The sequence below is a fragment of the Pedobacter sp. MC2016-15 genome (genome assembly GCF_026239695.1).
Taxonomy (GTDB): Bacteria; Bacteroidota; Bacteroidia; order Sphingobacteriales; family Sphingobacteriaceae; genus Pedobacter.
This window is the reverse complement of the sequence record NZ_JAPIVS010000001.1, coordinates 880,609-898,056: the sequence shown is the minus strand read 5'-3', so window position 1 is coordinate 898,056 and position 17,448 is coordinate 880,609. Positions and strand designations below refer to the sequence as shown.

General features: G+C 42.9%; 12 protein-coding genes and 1 riboswitch. Of the genes, 8 read left to right on the top strand and 4 right to left on the bottom strand.

Translation table 11 applies throughout. The features are described from left to right. Window positions 1-40 precede the first annotated feature (40 nt). Entirely contained in the window at window positions 41-967 is a 927-nt protein-coding gene (locus tag OQY15_RS03995) for a hypothetical protein (protein WP_265788031.1), read from the bottom strand. Between the two features lie 144 nt (window positions 968-1,111). Here OQY15_RS03995 and OQY15_RS03990 point away from each other — a divergent pair, with 144 nt between their 5' ends. Then, complete coding sequence (locus tag OQY15_RS03990) at window positions 1,112-2,212, top strand: DNA alkylation repair protein (RefSeq protein WP_265788029.1); 1,101 nt, start codon at window positions 1,112-1,114, stop codon at window positions 2,210-2,212. A 39-nt stretch (window positions 2,213-2,251) separates the two neighbouring features. On the opposite strand, the gene OQY15_RS03985 is transcribed toward OQY15_RS03990, so the two are convergent. Further along, window positions 2,252-2,767, bottom strand: a complete 516-nt coding sequence (locus OQY15_RS03985; protein ID WP_265788026.1) for a biopolymer transporter ExbD — start codon at window positions 2,765-2,767, stop codon at window positions 2,252-2,254. A 64-nt stretch (window positions 2,768-2,831) separates the two neighbouring features. After that, on the bottom strand, window positions 2,832-4,739 hold the full coding sequence (locus OQY15_RS03980; protein ID WP_265788024.1) for a DUF4153 domain-containing protein: 1,908 nt from the start codon (window positions 4,737-4,739) through the stop codon (window positions 2,832-2,834). Window positions 4,740-4,854: 115 nt separating this feature from the next. After that, window positions 4,855-4,987: riboswitch (cobalamin riboswitch) on the top strand. A 171-nt stretch (window positions 4,988-5,158) separates the two neighbouring features. On the opposite strand from OQY15_RS03980, the gene OQY15_RS03975 reads away from it, so the two are divergent. From OQY15_RS03975 to OQY15_RS03965, 3 genes are all read left to right on the top strand, one after another. Further along, window positions 5,159-7,300, top strand: coding sequence for a TonB-dependent receptor (locus OQY15_RS03975; RefSeq protein ID WP_265788022.1), 2,142 nt, complete (start codon window positions 5,159-5,161; stop codon window positions 7,298-7,300). A 51-nt stretch (window positions 7,301-7,351) separates the two neighbouring features. Further along, window positions 7,352-8,821: a PepSY domain-containing protein gene (locus tag OQY15_RS03970; RefSeq protein WP_265788020.1), complete on the top strand. Its 1,470-nt coding sequence runs from the start codon at window positions 7,352-7,354 to the stop codon at window positions 8,819-8,821. Between the two features lie 669 nt (window positions 8,822-9,490). Next, window positions 9,491-9,745, top strand: a complete 255-nt coding sequence (locus OQY15_RS03965; protein ID WP_265788013.1) for a DUF3072 domain-containing protein — start codon at window positions 9,491-9,493, stop codon at window positions 9,743-9,745. Between the two features lie 78 nt (window positions 9,746-9,823). Here OQY15_RS03965 and OQY15_RS03960 read toward each other — a convergent pair whose 3' ends face one another. After that, window positions 9,824-10,438, bottom strand: coding sequence for a DUF4142 domain-containing protein (locus tag OQY15_RS03960; protein WP_265788008.1), 615 nt, complete (start codon window positions 10,436-10,438; stop codon window positions 9,824-9,826). 138 nt (window positions 10,439-10,576) lie between these two features. Here OQY15_RS03960 and OQY15_RS03955 point away from each other — a divergent pair, with 138 nt between their 5' ends. The 4 genes from OQY15_RS03955 to OQY15_RS03940 all read left to right on the top strand — a co-directional run bounded on the left by OQY15_RS03955 (window position 10,577) and on the right by OQY15_RS03940 (window position 17,441). Continuing rightward, window positions 10,577-12,346, top strand: a complete 1,770-nt coding sequence (locus OQY15_RS03955) for an alpha-L-rhamnosidase C-terminal domain-containing protein (protein ID WP_265788006.1) — start codon at window positions 10,577-10,579, stop codon at window positions 12,344-12,346. A 91-nt stretch (window positions 12,347-12,437) separates the two neighbouring features. Beyond that, entirely contained in the window at window positions 12,438-13,040 is a 603-nt protein-coding gene (locus OQY15_RS03950; protein ID WP_265788004.1) for a sigma-70 family RNA polymerase sigma factor, read from the top strand. 69 nt (window positions 13,041-13,109) lie between these two features. Then, complete coding sequence (locus OQY15_RS03945) at window positions 13,110-14,099, top strand: FecR family protein (RefSeq protein WP_265788002.1); 990 nt, start codon at window positions 13,110-13,112, stop codon at window positions 14,097-14,099. A 171-nt stretch (window positions 14,100-14,270) separates the two neighbouring features. After that, window positions 14,271-17,441, top strand: coding sequence for a TonB-dependent receptor (locus tag OQY15_RS03940; RefSeq protein WP_265788000.1), 3,171 nt, complete (start codon window positions 14,271-14,273; stop codon window positions 17,439-17,441). Window positions 17,442-17,448 lie beyond the last annotated feature (7 nt).

Below are 17,448 nucleotides of genomic sequence, written 5' to 3'. Positions count from 1 at the left end.
AACAATTAGTTTTGGTCATTAATCCTTACCTGACTGCTGGCTAGTTGATAATTTCTATTTTCTTTCTGACCCTTTTTACCAGAGATATTGAGGTCTCAGCAAAATCCACAATCTCTTCGTTCGTTAATCCTTGTTTTCTGATTAACCTGGAAACTTCATCCTCTTTTGCTTTTTTCTCCCCTTGTCTTTTTCCCTGTAGCCTGGCCTGACCTATTAAAATTTCCTCAATTGTCATATCCTGAATGTTCTTATTTGTTAATAAATTAAGTTTATGATCAAATTTAATCTTAGTTTTCTGAAATTCAAAATTTACATAGTAAAATAGAAAATTCATCAGAATCCTTTCTTTCTCCGGCGGAAGCTGTTTTTCCAGAATCAGGTTTGCGATTTTTATTTTCTGTTCCAGCAGCATCCGGTCGTATTCCTGCCTATCCTTATATATTTTCTTCAGTGCTCCTAATTTCGCGATCAATACAACCAATGCGAATGGATTATGATGCTCCATCAATAAGGTCTCCTCCTGCAATGCTATCTTATAGGTATTAAATGTGTAGCGCAAAGTGGTACCAAAACAATCAACCTTGAAAACATTATCACGTTTAATTCCATTAGGCTCTGTAAAAATTGCATACGCAGTAATCGGAACGTTATATTTGATATAAAGCCTGTTAAAGTAATTATACATACGCTTGCCAAAATCTTTGTTATACTTTTCCTGAATCTCTAAATGCAGCAATATCCACTCTTTGTTAGTATCAAGCGTATGTAATCTGACAAGCTTGTCTACAATTTTTTGTTCGTAAATCTCATTTTCTGAGGGGCTTTCCTGGCTAAGTTCCTTATCCATAAACACAATTTCCCGCCCCTGGTCAACGGTTGCTGCCAGAATCGGATCTACAAACAGCAAGAAATCATAAAAAAATGGCTCCAATATACCTTTCCATAAAGTGTCGTTTTGCTTTTTCATCTGCCGAACTTAATACGAAAACCAAATAAGCTGGTTATTTATTTCTAAATCTTTGAGTCAATATCTTCAGGTAACAGAACAGCTTTTACTCCTACATGATCTATTTTTTCAGGGAATAAAATAACTTTGTTTTCAAATGATCTTATGGGCTTAATTAAAGATATCTATTCTCCTGCATTTTATAACAAATTCGCAGATGCTGTTCAATATGTAGTTCCCGCTTTTGATAAGGAAGGTTTTATCAAAGGGATCTTTTGTGATGCTTTTAAAAACAAGGAATGGAAAGACCGGATGAAACATACCACAATGGTATTTCATGAGTATCTCGCTGCGGATTTTCCTGAAGCTGTGCTATTGATACAGCAGATTATTGAAAAACTCAGAGCAGACCGGCCGGGTGAAGGCGGACTGGAATATATATTTCTGCCTGATTATATAGAAACATACGGAATTGATGATTTTGATCACTCCGTTCAGGCATTTGAATTCATCACACAATTTATCAGCTGCGAATTTGCCGTGCGTCCCTTTATACTGAAGTTTAGCGAGCAAATGATCCGGGAAATGTTGAAGTGGTCTAATCACAAAACACATACTGTAAGAAGACTCGCCAGTGAAGGCAGTCGCCCGCGGTTGCCATGGGCGATGGCCATCCCTTTTCTGAAACAAAACCCACAGCCCATTCTGCCGATCCTGGAGAATCTCAAAACAGATCCTTCAGAATCCGTAAGAAGAAGCGTGGCAAACAGTCTCAATGATATCGCCAAAGATCACCCTGACGTAGTCATCGCAGTTGCTGCCCGCTGGCAGGGGATCAGTAAAGAAACCGATGCGATTATCAAACACGGCTGCCGCACCTTATTGAAACAGGGGCATTCGGAGATTCTTAAACAGTACGGTTTGGATAGCACAAATATAACCGTAGAGGATTTCAGGATCCTCAGTCCGGAGGTAAAGATCGGGGAGAGCGTAGAGTTTGAGTTTTCCATTACCAATCAAAACCCTTCCAATCAGACTGTGCGACTCGAATACGGCTTGTACTACCAGAAATCAAAAGGACACCTGGCAAGAAAAGTTTTCAAAATCAGTGAGAAAATCTATGAGCCCGGTGTTAGGGTGAAGGTCAACAGGAAACAATCCTTCAGGCTGATCACCACCAGGATTTTTCATCCAGGTGAACACCAGGTTTCCATTATCGTCAATGGTGTAGAAAAAGGAGTGCTGGCGTTCAACCTATCAGCATAATCTGAAATTCCGGGGACAAGCGATGCTTAAAATTTCGGATTACAAAATCTTGTTCTCTTTCATAAAGCTTTGTTCCGCCTCGGTGATATGATCGTCATCTATGGCAGGAGCAGAGCTAAGTTTCGCGATGTGCAGCTCATCCATGATATCTACAAAGTTTTTATAGTTTGCTCCTGATGTAGGTTTGATCACAACGATCAAGGATTTTTTACCCTTACCATTTTCTGAGGCAACTTTCGAATTGTTATCCAGGATAGATTTCCTGATCTGTTTATAGTCGGCAACACTGGGTCGACTTTTTCCTGCCTCGCCCATATACCAGGCAACTTTATTGTTTTTTCCCAACAGGATTGTCATCGTTCTGGAAGCAGGCAGCTCAGTAAAAACAGTATCATCGTTTTCATCTGGCTTCACGATGTCCATTGCTTCCTGCTTCGCGAGAGAAGTGGTGAGCATGAAAAATGTAATCAGCAGGAATGCGAGATCAACCATTGCTGTCAGGTCTACTCTAGGTGTTTCTTTTTTGTTTCTGGAGGTTGTGTTTAGTTCGGCCATGATGTTGATGTTTAGTTTTAATCATGATGCCGGCTAAACGGTTATTCCATACGCTTTTAATTTATCATTTGACTTTTATCAGGAAGGCGCTATCATAGAAATAAAAATCTTTGATCGTTTTGCTTTTATTACGGTCAAAATGAATAGTTCCTAATTTCAGCGTAATCCTGAAATTTTTAGTTTCCTGAGTAATGCTTAACATTTCTGCCGGCAGCTGATACTGATAAGTGGCGTTGATATGATTTTTATTCTCTTTATATTGATTTAACTGTTCAGGTTTGGCCAGCAAATTATTTACTAATGCTTTGACATCGAACAGAGTACTGTCATTATTAAGCTGTAAGCTGATCTGTCCGCTTTCCTTGTTGAAATCTGTGATATAGATCTTCAATCCGGCATGGTTGATCTCAGTATGATCATGATTTCTAGTTTCCACTATATAATCATAACCTTTAATGTCCATCAGGTTGGGTTCATTCTGTTGTAAATGATAACTCTGCAAGGCAACGGGTTTTTCAACCCTTTCATAATCATCATAATCAGAGGTACTGAATTCTTTAAGCCCAAGATAGTCTTGCAGCCATTTTACTTTCAGGTTCCTTAGCTCATACCTTACATTATATGAATTTGATTTTGCTATCGCTTTTGTGTTTTCCAGAGAATCTGCGATGTGATCAAGATCTATGTTTACATACTTCTTCAGCGAGCTATACTCATAATTATCAACAATATATCTCAATGTTCTGGCAGCCTGGTTGCCATCCTTATCCGATATCTTCTTCGGCTTAACCAGCTTATTATCCTGTAAAGCATTGTTCCTTTTAAATATTTCAGTCAGGATTTTAGTCTGCGAATATTTTGATACTGAAAGCGCACTTTGAGGTCCGTAGATCGACAATAATGTGAAGATGCACAGCGATATAGGGATCAGTTTAATATTCTGTTTCCGGGAAGTCAGGGAATAAATAGTGATGATCAGCAGCCATACAGCCAGCATGATCAGGAAATAGCGGTTTTCTGTTATACCATATCTGAAAACCCTTGCTCCCACGGCTAAAAACAGCAGCACAATCAAAGGCAGCATCAGGAAGTAAAAACTTCGGGCATAGGTCTTTATCCAGGTGTTTTCATCCTGTTCACGGATCGGGAAGATCATCAGGATGGCCAGAATACCAAATACCGCATATCCCAGGATCAGATTGGAGACCAATCCCTTCGGCAGGTTCCATTCTATCAGGATTTTAGCTTCATATGCCAATAGTATCACTACATAAATACTTGCCAGAGGTATCAAAACATATTGTGTAAATATCTTCAGGCCTTTTGGATAGCTGAAATCATTATTCAGGGAGTCCAGGTCTTTAGGGATTCCTGCAAGAAAAAAGGTAGTATTGAATATTCCTGCGATGAAGATAAATAAGATCGTGTACGTTTTGGAACTGATATCAATATTAAACAGAAACTTCGTTGCGCCCAATGCCGCCGCCAGTCCGAGGTAAAGAACCCCACTGTTGAGCATCCCCGTCAGAAAGCGGATAAAGATCGTTTTGTTAAACTGCCAGAAACCCTGTATCGACTCCACGTGGATATATGCTGCGAAAGAAACCAGCAGGTGACCGGCGAGGCTCAGCAGGAAGAACCTGATATAATCGCCACTATACAGCACAGGATTCAGGAAGAAAATCAGGCAGGATGCCAAAAGGGCAACGATGATTTTGATCAGATAAAGCCTTGGTCCCTTGATGTTTCTGCTTTCCAGGTACAAACTTGCTGACAGGCTGAACAACAGTCCCAGGTTGGCGGTAAAGATCACCCTCAGGCACCAGCTGGAAACTTTTGTATCCGGATAACCCAGCAGGGCATTCTGCGTTGCAGCTATTGTTCCGATAACTGCAAAGGCAATCTCCAATGGGAAACGCGCGATCACATACTTGATATCCTGTACCAGGTTCTGAATAGAAGGGAGTGCCATAGGTTAATCTCTTATTTTCAGGTAATTTACTTGATTGATTCGATAATTTAAAATCAAATAACTAAATGGCTGGATTTTTTACCTAAGTTTGCCGCCTTATAGTTCTTTAATTATTTCTTCATCAACCGGTATAGGTTCTGCTTAACTGCAGATCAAAAGGGAATCGTGTTCAAATCACGAGCTGTCGCGCAACTGTGTGTAACGTTAACGTTATTAGCCAGATACCTGCCTTTACCGTATTGACAATGCTTTCGCGAAATGAGGCAATTGGTCAGATCTGATTTGTTTACACCCTGCTCTGCAGCTGCTGCGGTGGTGTACCCCAATTTTTCTTTCCCAATTTCTTTTAAAGCATTGCGAAGTTAGCCTTTGAGAGCTTTTAACCGATTTATTCATTTAATCTTTTAAAAGAAATGCTAATGCAAAAAACCGGCTGCCGGCTAAGAGGCAGTTATTTCTGCAGTACCGTGATGGTCAGCGTGCTCAGTACTGCTTTTTACATGCAGGCTGATGCCCAGGAAAACAAGACCAAACTTCCTAAAGATTCAGTAAAATACGATCTGAATGAAGTAAACATCAATTCAAACAAACAGGGCAGGGGAACTCTTAAGCTCAATGCCCCGCTCAAACAAATTCCCATTACCTTTAATTCTGTCGGGAAAACTTTACTGGACGACCAGGGGGTGGATGATTTCCAATCTGCATTAAAAAATGTAAGTGGCGTAAATCCCGTGGAAACGTACGGGGGATTCCAGCAGTTTGTGATCCGGGGATTTACTGATTTCCTGATGCTGGTGGATGGTTTCAGGGATGAGCGTCAGAATATCTCACAGAGTGCCCCGATGAGCAGTACGGCTTCGGTAGATCATATCGAAGTGGTAAAAGGTCCGGCATCAGTACTTTTTGGTCATTCCGCATTGGGCGGCATCATCAACGTGATCAGGAAACAGCCTACCACTACCCCGACCTATGATTTCTCACTGGCTTACGGAAGTTACAATACCAGGAGGATGACGGCAGGCGCCGGAGGGGCAATTACCGATAAACTGAGCTACCGTGCAGATTTCGGGATTTCGGATCAGGATGGTTGGAGAAAGGCAGGTTTCAGTAAAGCCAATGGTTACCTGGCTTTAAACTATGCGCTTACAGCCAAAGATCAGTTCCAGTTCCAGATCGGCGGAGCCAAAGACGATTACCAGCTGGATGCGGGAATACCCACCATCAATGGTGTCATTCCTGCAGGAGTTGCCTTTTCAACGCGGTACAATACGCCGCAGGACAGAATGAAATACAGCCGTACCGATTACCAGTTAAGATATAACCACAGCTTTTCAGCTGATACCAAACTAACAGAAACGATTGCCTATGCAACAGATAATTACCATTATTTTTCTTCAGAAACGCTCTATTTGAATGCTGCTCAGGATTCTGTAAACAGGGAGTTTTTCTATTTCAATACTATCTTAAAACCGCTTCAGAATACGCTGGAGCTGAGTTCTGTTCTTAAAACCGGAAGCATAGAGCAGCGCTTTACTTTCGGAAATTCCCTGAATTACCTCAACTGGAAACAGTTCCGGGATTCATCCCTGCCTGGAACGACCACTGTCGGGTTGATCAATCCTGTAGAAACGCAGCCGGCGATTGTGTTACACAATGATACCAAAAGGAGGGTGAACGAATTCTCCACTTCATTCTATTTACAGGACTGGATTAACTTTACGGCGCAGCTGAAGGCTTTGATTGGTTTGCGATATGATTATTTTAAAGGTGAATACCGCACAGACAAGCTGAATAGTGCAAATGATTATGTGAAAGGTGTCGCTACCGACAGAGAGTCTGATGCGTTTACGTACCGCTTCGGACTGGTCTATGAGCCTGTAACTGCCCTCAGTATTTATGGTTCCTATGCCAATTATTTCAAACCTGGAAGACAGCTTCCTGTAAATGACATCGTACTGAAGCCTGAAAAGGGTGCCATGAGCGAGCTGGGTGTTAAGCTACAGATCAATGAGCAGCTGAGTTCAACGACAAGTATATATCATATCAAAAAAACTGATATTATCATTGGCAGAGGGGCAGGGGTGTTTGAGCAGGCTGGAAAAGCAGTTTCAAAAGGTGTCGAAGAAGATCTCACCTACACCCCAAATGCACATCTTTCTGTAACTGCAGGATATAGTTATACCGATGCACGCTTCAAAGACTATGTGCAGTCGCCCACTGTGAATTTAGCAGGGAAACGCCTGTTTTATGCGCCGGATCACCAGGCAAATCTTTGGGCTACCTACCGTTTCGCCCGGAATATAGAGGACAATGGTTTCAGGATTTCTGCCGGAGGAAACTTTCTGGGGAGCAGCTTCGCTGATAATGATAACGCGGTGAAGCTTCCGGCTTATACAATTATAAATGCTGCGGTACATTATCAATTTAAACACGTTGATATCGGGTTGAACGTAAACAATGTATTTAATAAGCGGGAATACTTTGTTTCAGCAATCAATGATAACCAACTGTATCCGGGCAAGCCGGCCAACTATCTGGCTTCGGTAAGGTATAAATTCTGATTTCTTTATTGAGGCTGTATCATTTGATCAGCCTCATATTTTTTCTTTGAGATGACGCTTAAAAACCAAATTGTAAGGATCCACCGCTGGTTTGGATTGATCATGTGCCTGTTTTTTGTTGCCTGGTTTTTGTCGGGCTTCGTGATGATGTACGTAGATTTTCCGCAGTACAGCAAAAAGGAACGCCTTGCACATCAGTCGCCATTACTTCTGGATTCTCTTGAACTTCCTCCTTCAGCTTTGAGCAAACTTCTTTCGCAGGATAGCTCCTGGAAGCACATCCGTATAGATATGCTGTTGAACCGGCCAGTGCTCAGACTGGAAAACCAGCAGGGGGAGCGGTATGCTTTTTATGCAGGTAATGGCAAACCTGTGGGGCAACTTTCTGCTGGTACAGCGCTTGCTGTCGCGAAGGAGTTCATGTCATTCAGCTCCTCGCCTTTGCTGCTGGAGAAGATTGAAGAACTTGATCAGTGGATTCCCCGCAAGGCTTTTCTGATCCATATGCCTATATACCGGGTCAGGATGGATGACCCTGCCGAAACGGTGATTTACATCTCTTCGAAAACCGGGGAAATCCTGCAGGTTCATACATTCTCCCAGCGTGTCATGGCATGGTGCGGGCCGATCATCCACTGGATTTATCCCAGGGAGCTGATCCTTCGGAGAGCCCTGTGGCGTGTAGTGGTGATACTATTTTCTTCGTTGGGGATCGTTGCCAGTATTGCAGGGATTGCTGCAGGATTGATCAGAGTAAAGAAAAAATCCGGCGTTTACACCAGTCCGTATCGTCACCGGTGGTTCAGATGGCATCATTATACGGGTTTTATCTTTGGGCTTTTTACTTTCACCTGGGTATTTAGTGGCTTGTTGACGATGTCTCCTTTTGGATGGAGCCCGGAGGCGGATATCACCGATCAGGAAAACCGGCGTTTACAACAGGGGAATCTGGTTGTTAAATCATTCACGAAGGCTCCCGGGGGGCTTTTTAATGCTCAAACTTTTTCTCCTGTAGAGATTGAACTGAAACGTTTTCAGGGCCGGAGCTATTACATTGCTGCTGATGGTTCAGGAAAGACGAGGATGGCCATTGCAGATACCGCTGTCAGGGGCTTACCTTTCAGGAGTTTTCCTCAGGAACTTGTCCTTCGCGGTATACGCTCGGTCCATCCTTTAGGTTCTCCTGCTGAGATCAGCATGCTTGATCAGGAGGATCATTATTACTATTCCAAACACAAGGATAAACCTTTACCTGTACTTAGAGTTAAATATGCAGATGAGGACCAAACCTGGTATTATGCAGATTTGTCTACGGGAGAAATCGTGCTGAAAAACAATGCTTCGTCCAGGTTGAGCCGATGGCTTTATCACGGGCTCCACAGTCTGGATTTCTTTAATTTCCAGCAATCGCGGCCAGCATGGGATATCTTCGTGATCTTGCTGCTTAGCGGAGGTACTTTGGTAAGTTTGACGGGATTGATTTTGGCGCTGAAGTATTATTTTAAGATTAAAAGATTATAATATACTTGTTCATTTTTAATCTTTTCCCTAATTTAATAATCCTGGTGATATATAAACCCGGTATACTACTACAAACTCTTCATATCTTATTCGTAGAGAGGTTCTACTGTCATCCCCGAGTGTTCTTATAGTGATCCCTTTAGCCATACCACAGCTATACCTCGAACATACCCCGGCTTTACCTCAGCGTTACCTAAAAGGTAAGGAAATAGTAAGTCCGGGGTATGACTGTGCTATATTTATGATAGGGGTTTACAAAGCACTCTCAGAACTTAGGGTGAACACAGGGGGATCTCTCTACGAGCAGTATACGGTCTTCAATTAATTTAAATTGAGCTAATTTATTTACAACTTGTGCACCATATGTATCAATATTTTACTATTCCACATTTATACAGAAATGTTAATAAAAAATATATGAAGTTGAGGAATCAATTCCTTAAATTGGTAACAACAAATTCAAAGAGAAAAAAAGTCCTGTGAGTGGGTGATCCGCGAAGGGCAGGCACAACATAAATCTGTTACTGAAAGACAGAATGTATTGAAAAAGGGTTGTCAGATAATGGCAACCCTTTTTGTTTATGCTACAATTCATCTCAACCTGTCACAGCTCAAAACAAAGCTTCATTCTATCTGTTCATCCCTCAGAATTACCAGAACAAAAATCCTATGATAAACAAAGAAGATGAACTGTTCAATGAACAGGAAGACCAAAACCCGGACTCAAAAGGCTCCAACACCGTCAAAGATCCCGATGAGTGGACCACAGGTGATGAGCCAATGACAGGCGCACAGCATTCCTATCTGAAAACCCTGTCTGACGAAGCTAAAGAAGAGTTTGATGAGACACTCAGCAAAGCTGAAGCATCAAAACGTATTGACGAACTACAGCATAAAACCGGCAGGGGTTTAGCTGAGAACTAATCCCATAAAAAAAGCGCTGTAAAGGCTGTGGCAGAGGAAATCTGGAACAGCTTTTACAGCGCTTTTTAGCAGTATATTTTACTTCCTTCCCATATTCTGATCGAACAACTTCGAGATCTCCCGGGATTCATTATAATGTTTCTGCAATACCGGCAAAGTCTTTTTCGCAAATGCGCTCACGTCAGTATCCGGGCTCTTGGATGCCCCTTCAAATAAAGCAATATCACTGATATGATCTTCAACCATCATGTTGATATAGTAGTTATCAAAATCTTTACCCATCGCACGCTTCAGGTCGTTCAGATGTTCCTGTTTTACTTCAGACAATTCAGCAGGTACAGGAAATCCTTTCTTTTCTGCCAAAGCCTTAAGCTCAGCATTAGCTGCGGTATGATCCTTTACGATTGTTGCAGCAAAATCTTTGATACTTTTCAGCGATGCTTTCTCCTCACCAAGCTTGCCCATCTGAACTTCTACCAATCCGCTGATCGCTGCTTCTTCAAGGAAACGGTTTACTGCTGTACCATTTTTCATGTTATCAGTACTGTCTGTAGTTGGTGCAGAATGCGCCATTTGATGACCTGCAGTCATGGATCCGGCATCACTCTTTTTTGGATCAGAGTTACATCCCTGTACTAATATCGCTGATGCCAGTATCACAACCGGCAGTATTTTGAATCCCTGTGTTTTCATATTTGGTGGGTTTATCCGACTATCTAACAGTAATTTATTCTAAAATGTTTGTCGGCAATCCTGCACAGGGGGCGATTATGTAAAATTAATGCTGAGGTTATCAATCTCAATATTATAATCAGCATTTTTAATTCCAACATGATGATGAAAAACCTGACTATCTTTTCTTTACTCTTCTTATCAATTCATACGATTGTGAAAGCGCAACTGCCACCGGTATTCAGCGCAGATCGATCTTCGCAATCCCGCAAGGAAGAAACAGTGAGACGCTATCTCCCACCTGTAAGGGTACTCTGGCAATCAGACCATACCGGGGAACAGATCAAAAATGTAGCTACACTGTTGAAGAAAGGTACCGGTCAGGCCGATCTGTCAGGTAAAAACCTCTGCATCCTCAGCAGCAAAGGAAAAGGAAAACCAGGCATTCTGCTGGATTTTGGAAAAGAGCTTCATGGAGGTCTACAGATCGTAACCGATCAATCCAATGGTGGTAAACCTATCAAAATACGTGTCCGCTTTGGTGAATCAGCCTCCGAAGCCATGTCTGACATCGCCGATACGGCAAAAAATGCAACCAATGATCACGCGATGCGCGATATGATCGTTTCAGTACCCTGGCTGGGCAAGCTCGAAATTGGCAACACAGGCTTTCGCTTTGTGAGGATTGATCTGGTAGACGATCAGGCAGTGCTTAAACTGAAAGAAGTAAATGCCATTTTCATCTTCAGGGATATCCCTTATACCGGATCCTTCAAATGCAGCGATACACTGCTCAACAAAATATGGATGACTGGCGCTTATACGGTTCACCTGAATATGCAGGATTACCTTTGGGACGGAATCAAGCGCGACAGGCTGGCTTGGGTAGGGGATATGCACCCGGAAACTTCTACGATAGCTGCGGTGTTCGGCTACAACAACGTGGTACCCAAAACGATGGATTTCGCACGTGATATTACTCCTTTGCCCTCCTACATGAACGGCATGGTGTCATACTCGATGTGGTGGGTACTGATACAGCACGACTGGTATATGCACAATGGCAATTTGAATTACCTGCAGCAGCAGAAATCCTATCTGCAGCAGCTCCTTAAACATTATATCAGTAAAATTGATGACACTAACAGTGAGGCGCTGAATGATGGAACGCGGTTTATCGACTGGCCTTCAAGTGAGGATAAACCGGCGATACATGCGGGTTTGCATTCGATGCTGGTGATGACGTTAAGCACCGGCGCTGACTTGCTGGATCTGCTGAAAGATCCTGCCACGGCCAAACAATGCAGGGATGCTGTGGCGAGGTTAAAAAAACATGTTCCTGATGCCCAGCATTCCAAACAGGCAGCGGCATTACTGAGCTTATCGGGTCTGATGCCTGCAGCAAAAGCAAATGAGGTGATTTCTGAAAATGGTGTGAAGGACTATTCTACTTTCTTCGGCTATTATATGTTGCAGGCGAAAGCCAAAGCAGGGGATTACCAGGGCGGGATCAACGATATCCGCAATTATTGGGGACCTATGCTGGCGCTGGGTGCCACTACTTTCTGGGAGGATTTTAATATCGACTGGCTGCCGAACAGCTCGCGCATTGATGAACTGGTACCAGAAGGCAAGAAGGATATTCATGGGGATTATGGGGCGTATTGCTACAAAGGTTTCAGGCACAGTCTGGCTCATGGATGGGCATCAGGGCCTACGCCATGGTTAACTGAACATGTACTGGGGGTACAGGTTGTTGAGCCGGGCTGCAGGGTGATCAGGTTGAAGCCAAACTTGGGCGACCTGACTTTTGCAGAAGGAACTTTTCCTACACCTTATGGCGTGGTGAAAATCAAGCATGTAAAATTGAAGAACGGCAAGATTGAAACTACGGTAAAGGCCCCGGCTAGTGTAAAGGTCATTAGGTAGGTAATCGTAGCCGGATTCAATATAAATATTAAGAGCTGCTTTGTAAGCCACACTTAATATTATGTTCACAGTAGGCAGGTAAATTTGTACCATGAAACTACTCTCGGACGATGGCTTGCTGGATTTAATTAAAACCGGAAATCATCTTGCTTTCACGGTCTTAGTCGATAGGTATTGGGGGAAGCTGTATAAACATCTCTTTGCACGGATCCGCAATGAAGATGAAGCTGAAGATATTGTACAGGAAATTTTTATTGGGTTCTGGAAAAATAAAGATAACATCACCTGCAATCAGGAAGAATCACTGAGCCCTTATCTGTTTACTGCTGCGAAGTATTGTGCAATAGACTATTTCGGCAGGCCCGAAACAACCATTCCCTATGAAAATGCCCTTACGACAGTTCTGGAGTATGCATCATCGGACTATTCTGATGAAGAGGTATTACTTCATGAACTCAAAGAGATGATCAGCGCCGAAATTGCAAGCCTTCCTGCGAGGTTAAGGCAACCTTATGTCATGAGCAGGGAAGAACACCTCAGCATCAAAGAAATTGCCAGTCAGCTACAGCTATCCGAGCAGACCGTAAAAAACAATATCTCCACCGTATTGAGTAAACTTAAAATCAAAGTGGACGAATATAATTCTGATGTTACCGTCACCCTCATCCTGATACTTGCAGCCTTGCGAGGTTAACATACCCTTGTTGTTTTTATAACATTTACTTAAAGTACTTGCAGCCCCTATTGCAGATAGTATAAGTAGATGTCAGAAAAACAAAGAAGTTCGACGGAGCTAAAGAAAATGCTGCGTAAGTTTAATAGTAAAGACTTAAAGCCTCAGGAATATAAGGCTATCAATGCATGGTACGATGCCCTTGACCAGGATATGGCGGAAGCAAACCCGCATCGCGAGTTGAAGGCTAAACTGAGGATTACACAGGTTATTCTTGAGGAACCGCTGGCGACTCCCTCCGATGAGTCCTCTAAACACTGGTTTCTAAATCCGGGTTTAAAATATGCCGCTACGTTAGTGCTTATTGGCATCGCTGCCTACTTTAGCCTGAAACCTTCCAGCCTTAAAAAATCTTCGGGTTACAAATTACTGGTGAGCACTGGTGATACCAGAAAGAATGTAAGGCTGTCCGATGGATCAGTAATTATGCTGAATAGCGGAAGCAGCCTGAGTATTGCCGAAGATTTTAACCTCAGGGACCGCAGGATAAAAATTACCGGAGAAGGTTTTTTCAAAATAGCTAAAGATACAACCAGGCCATTTATCATTCGGTCTGAGGATCTGAATACCACTGTTCTGGGCACCTCCTTCAACATCAGTTCCTATCCCGATCTCGAAGAACTTAAAATCGCCGTTAGCAGCGGGAAAGTCAGAGTTGCAAGTATACGTGAAGGCGAGAAAGAAACTCTGCTGTCCGCCGGGATGGTTAAAAACCAGGTACTGATTTATAACAATAAGAGTAAGGCGATGGAAATCAAAACCGGAGAGGCCAGTTTGTATAATTCATGGACTAATAATGAATTGTATATCGATAATGCATCTGTTGAAGACATCGCCCATCTGTTGAGCCGCTATTATCATATAAAAACCAACATAGAGCCGGGCTTAGGCAGGTCCGACAGATACACCATCAAATTAGGTGACGAAAGTATAGATGCCGCTACTCAAATTCTATCGCAGTTAACAAAATACAGATTTTCTCATCAGCAAAACCAGATTTATATTATGAAGAATAACTAACCCGCTGTATCATAAAAAAGCCGGAAATGCGTCAACATTTCCGGCTTAAAAGAAAGCTGTAGCAGCTTTCTTATTTCTAACGAATTGTCTAAAAACATCAAAAACATATCAAATATGCAATTTTTTTATAAGGGTTACAAACGCCCTCTATGGTCGCTTATTCATTTAAAAATGAAATTAACAATAGCACTTTTATTATTTTCCAATATCCTGCTGCATGCGGCAGGAACATCCGGCCAGTCCATGAAGGAAGTGAAAATCTCATTTACCTCGAAGAACGTCAGCCTCAGGCAGATCTTTAACACCATCGAAAAACAAAGCTCCTTTGTGATAGGCTATAAAAACAACGATGTTGATGTGAGCAAAACCCTTACTTTTTCAGCCAGGGAACAATCAGTCTTCGAAGTGCTGCAAAAGCTAATGAAAGATGATCATGTGAAGATCAGGCAGCTTAGTGATAAATATATCCTGATTGAAACCTTTAAAGAAGCTCCCCTTAGGCAGAAAGTGGAGAAGGCTGTCGTCCCGCTAAGCATCAGCGGATTGGTTAAGGATAAAGCCAATAAGGAAACGCTTCCCGGTGTAAGCATCCGGATTAAGGGCAGCATGATCTCCGCCCAGACAGACATCAGTGGTAAATTCAGAATCACCGTTCCCTCAGAGTTTGAACAACCGGTAATGGTGATCAGTTACGTAGGTTACAGAACGCAGGAAATTCCTGTAAGCGCAGGGAGTCAGGGGCAGCTGATTACTATTGAACTGGACCAGGACTTACTGGGACTCAACGAGGTAGTAGTAACTGGTCAGGGACTGAACGTAAGCAAAAGACGTTTGTCCACCAATGTGACAACGATCTCCGAGAAGCAGATTCGTGATATCCCTGTGAACAGGATTGATCAGCTGATTCAGTCGCAAATCCCCAATGCACAGATCAAACTTTCAGGTGGTCAGGCAGGCGCAACTTCAATCATTCAAACCCGCGGTTTTAATTCCGCATTTTCAAACTCTACACCAATTGTATATATCGATGGAGTAAGGGTAGATAACCTCAATACTGCTCCCTCAATAGGCATGAACCTGTCGGGAGGCATTTCTCAGGGAGCCTCAACAAGTTCACTTTCGGATATTCCGGTAGATAATATTGAGAAGATCGAGTTTATCAGCGGTGGTGCCGCTACCACTTTATACGGATCTGATGCCGCCAATGGGGTATTGCAGATTTTTACAAAGAAAAGAGGTTCCGGCGAAGCCTCATTCAATGCCGGGGTTGATGTCGGTCTGGAAACCCCAACAACTGATTTTCAGTATTTCAAGAAAACAAAGGAACTCCTCTATCAGAACGGATTGTTCACCAGATACAGTCTTGGCGTAAATGGCGGTACATCAGATTTGGGTTACAGCGCTGCCGGTTCATATAATAAAGCTACCGGGGTGTTAATACACGACCAGAATGAGCAGGAGAAAATAGATTTCAGGGTAGGCTTAAATGCTAAAATTGCAAAAGACCTCAACTATGAAAGTACCTTTTCGTACAATAACCAAAACCTGAGAAGAGTTAGAAATGGAAACTCTGGTGGTTATTCCGGATTGTGGTTTGCCGAAGACGGAGCATCCAAAGTGATTGGCGGCGGCTTCAACCCAGACCTTAATGCGGTATCGGAAGCAGAGTTTGCAAGGATGAAACTCTTTGTAGATTCTGCAGAGCGGCTGCAGAATAATACTTCCAGAACAAACCGCTTTCAAACCTCCCAGGCTTTCAGGTATCAGCCGGTGAAGAACTTACTGATCAAAGGTACTGCAGGTATCGATTACCGTTTGCAGAGAGAGCAGTCGGTGGTAAGCAACGCTTTTAACAGGCTGATCCGCTCTAGCGCTGCAGGTTCACTATCCAATTACGAACGTAATTACCTGGGCTTAACCTTTGATTTAACAGCTCAGTATGAATATAAAGTGGACGACTTTTCCTTCTTAACTACTTTTGGTGGTCAGCTCTTCCGTACTGAAGACAGGCAGATTTCATACATCGGACAGGATATCAGGGATGGAGCACTTACCGTTGGGCAGGCAGCGACGACAACGAGTTCAGAGTATTATGCTGAAGTGGCCAATTACGGGGTGTTTTTCCAGGAAAACATTGGATTCAAAGACCGCTACTTCCTGGATCTTGGTCTCAGAGGCGATGGTAACTCAGCCTTCGGAAATTCTGTGGGGATACAGTATTATCCAAAAGTAGGATTTTCCTATATACTGAGTTCGGAGCCCTTTTTCATGAATCTGGGCAAGCAGATTATCAATACGGTAAAGATCAGGGCTAACTATGGTGTTTCGGGTAATTTCCCACCGGCATTCCAGAATGAGCGCACTATCGCCATCACAGGTTATAACAATGGGCAGTCGGCCACTTTCGGATTTCCCGGAAATGATAACTTAGGCCCTGAAAAAACATACTCCAAGGAGATCGGACTGGACCTTGGACTTTTCAAAGACAGGATATCTTTTACTACCAGCTACTTCAATAATACCACAAAGGATGCGCTTTTCTATGTTCCACCAGCATCATCAACTGGTATGGCTACCTCAGTACAGAATATCGGTGAAATCAACAATAAAGGATTTGAATTTGCGCTCTCCACAGCGGTCGTGGAAAATGAAAAATGGGGAGTTAGGGTCAGAGTTTCTGCCAATACAATTGATAACAAAGTGGTAAGCACGGGCGGTGCGCCTGCATTTAACCTCAACGGACTGACATCAAGAACGGTTCAGATCGTGGTTAAAGAAGGTTATCCAATTGGATATATTAGTGGTAATTACGGTGTTTTTGGTGCCGACAATACGCTGCAGAGCACAGTACCGCTTTCATTCCTCGGTTCTACGATCCCTACATTAAATGGGAGTATGGGCTTAAACCTAAGGTATAAAAACCTATCGCTTTTTGCGAATGCGGATTACCAGCAGGGAGGATACATTTCTAACTGGGATAAGCAGTTCCGTATCAATTACGGCGCTTCAACTGAAGGTGTCCCGGCAGAAGAACTGGCAAAAAATAAAACTACTAACTGGCTCAATTACTCGCAGTTGTTTGTGGAAAAAAGCGACTTCATCAAGGTGCGTACAATTGGTTTGCTCTATGCATTCGACAAAAAGGACCTCGGCAAATTAAAGAACCTGACGATAGGTATTACTGCAGTAAATCCCTTGAACTTTACGGCCTCATCTTCAGATCCTGAAGCCGTAATGCCGGGTGGTGCACAGGGCCAGGGCTCTGCCACAACAGGAGGTATCAATTATGCAGCACATTCTGCAGCACGCCAGTTTCTGGCCTCAATTAAACTCAATTTTTAGTGATAAA